The sequence below is a fragment of the Nitrososphaera sp. genome, from assembly GCF_050748925.1.
In the GTDB taxonomy this organism is placed as follows: domain Archaea; phylum Thermoproteota; class Nitrososphaeria; order Nitrososphaerales; family Nitrososphaeraceae; genus Nitrososphaera.
Window position 1 is genome coordinate 1 of the sequence record NZ_JBOGQF010000207.1, and the last position, 2,095, is coordinate 2,095.

Annotated in this window: 3 protein-coding genes; all 3 read left to right on the plus strand. The window is 58.7% G+C overall.

Going from position 1 to position 2,095, the window contains the following annotated elements; all coding sequences use genetic code 11:
* Positions 1–115 precede the first annotated feature (115 nt).
* Positions 116–460 carry an Sjogren's syndrome/scleroderma autoantigen 1 family protein gene (locus ACREAY_RS11510; RefSeq protein ID WP_431755912.1) on the plus strand — a complete coding sequence of 115 codons (345 nt, stop codon included), beginning with the start codon at positions 116–118 and terminating at the stop codon, positions 458–460.
* 41 nt (positions 461–501) lie between these two features.
* Positions 502–672, plus strand: a complete 171-nt coding sequence (locus ACREAY_RS11515) for a preprotein translocase subunit Sec61beta (RefSeq protein WP_431755913.1) — start codon at positions 502–504, stop codon at positions 670–672.
* 8 nt (positions 673–680) lie between these two features.
* The coding region (locus tag ACREAY_RS11520; RefSeq protein WP_431755914.1) for a DUF2070 family protein at positions 681–2,095 on the plus strand (1,415 nt) is incomplete at its 3' end.

Below are 2,095 nucleotides of genomic sequence, written 5' to 3' on the forward strand. Positions count from 1 at the left end.
GCCGCATTTTTTGCAGATTACAGCCTTCGATCAAAACGATTTTCGGCTTTCCTATTATTAAGCCTTGCCTGTGGCGAGAGAAGAAGATATTTGCAGGTGGGCACGATACAGTGGCGTGTCTGCAGAAGACGGCTCCCGGATAAAAAGCGCCGCGTCGGCCCTGCTAAAGGGCGGGACGCTTGTGAGCGACCAGTGCGAAAAATGCGGCGGCGTGCAGGTAAAGTTTGGAGACAGGATAACGTGCATAAACTGCGGCAACGAGGTCCAGCCCGGCGCGCCTGCGCCAAAGGTCGAGCAGCGTGCAACCTCTGGATCTGCCGCGTCTGCCATGGAGGCCAAGGTTACAACCCTTGCGCAGGAACTCAGAGACGAGCGCGACACCGCTGTTCAGAGGCAAAAAGCCGAGCTCCTGGAGGCGTGCCTGCGGATACTGGAAAAGATGCGAGAGTTGAAACTCTGATAGCGCAATGTATTTAATAGAAGGAAACCTGACTCTATGCCATGAGCAGCAAGAAAAAGAATGCCCCGCTGCCGGCCTCCAGCGCTGGTCTTTTGCGCTTTTTTGAGGACGAGACAAAGGGCATCAAGGTAAAGCCAGAATACGTGCTGGCGGCAGCCGGCGCCATGATAGGCGTCTCTATCGCCATTAGGGTAATATTCCCGGCTGGATGAAGGCGCCAATGCTGGCGGAAAAAAAGCAGGACGACGTATCCAACATCCACCGGCGCTGGTCTTTTGCGCGGATAACCCCTGGCACCATGAGGTCTTCTTATGCCATGACGCTTGCGTGCGCCGCAGTCGTCATCGCGGTATCTCACATCTTTCACCTGCCTTCCGGCGTTGCCCTTGCGGTGAACCTGCCGGCAGGCCTGGCGGCCATCGCCGGCCTGACCCTTCTCGATTTTGTGATGCTGCGCGGGACGCCTGTCAACAGGCTGACCAAAGTCGTTCACGTGTCATCCTTTGCAAGCCTGCTGTGGGCCCTCACGGTCCTGGTGGGCGTTCTGGCAAACGCGCTGTTTGGCAAGACCAGCACTGATTACATCGTTGCAGGCATGCTGCTTGCCGCCGGCCTCCGGGTGGGCATATTTGTCTCTGTGTTTGGCGCCGGGTTGGCAAGGGCCGTCACAATCTGCCTGGTCCAGCCACTGCTGTTCTTTTTCGCCTTTGTCCCGCCACAGTCCTACGGCATGCTGGCAAACCCCGTGGGGCTATCGTTTGGCGCGCTCTTTGTCGCGCTTGCAGTAGCATGGGCCGTCATGGCCGACAGGGCAGGCAGGCCGCAGGTGGCAAGCACTTTTCGCCTGCTGCAGGCATTCCTCTCTGCGTGGACGGAGAACAAAACCGGCGGCATGGAGGCATATTTTGAGTCCAAGGCAAAGAGCGAACGGGTGTCTACAAAGGTTCTCCGGCTCTATGCAAAAAAAGAGATCGCAATCGTGCTGCCTGACGTTCACCCCGGGCCCTTTGGCATGGTGGGGGGAAGCAACCTGCCGTACGTGCTGTACGAGAAATTTGCGAAAAGGGTGCTGGTGATGCACAGCGTCTCTGACCACTCGCTCAACATCCCCTCAGGCAAAGAAGTGGAGCACTATGTCGCCGGCCTCGACCACCTGGCACCTGTAGATTCTGGCTGCGTGTGCAGCGAGCCGGTGCAGCGCAGGCAGGGCGACGCAACAGCCACTGCGGTGGCTTTTGGCAGGAGCGCGGTTTTGATGCTTTCCCTGGCGCCAAAGGGGATGGATGACGTCCCTCAAAATATCAAAGACGAGCTGGAGGCGCACGCACGGCGGCTCGGGTTTGAAAACTTGATGGTAATCGACTGCCACAACGCGATGGGCAGGCACATCGGCGATGCGGACAGGGCAGACCTGCTTTCCGCAGCCACCGGATGCCTTGACGGCCTGAAGGGCAAGGAGCAGCGCGAGTTTGCAGCGGGTTACGCCGGCATGTCGCTTGACTCGCCCGAGCTGGGACAGGCGGGGCTCGCAGCCGTCGTCATCAGCACGCAGGGCAAGAGCTATGCGATAGCGTGGGCAGACTCGAACAACATGGAAAACAGCCTGCGCGACAGGATAATTGCGGCCGTCAAGGA

Coding starts and splice junctions, on each gene's coding strand:
- ACREAY_RS11515 (WP_431755913.1), top strand. CDS start 502: ATGAGCAGCAAGAAAAAGAATGCCCCGCTGCCGGCCTCCAGCGCTGGT.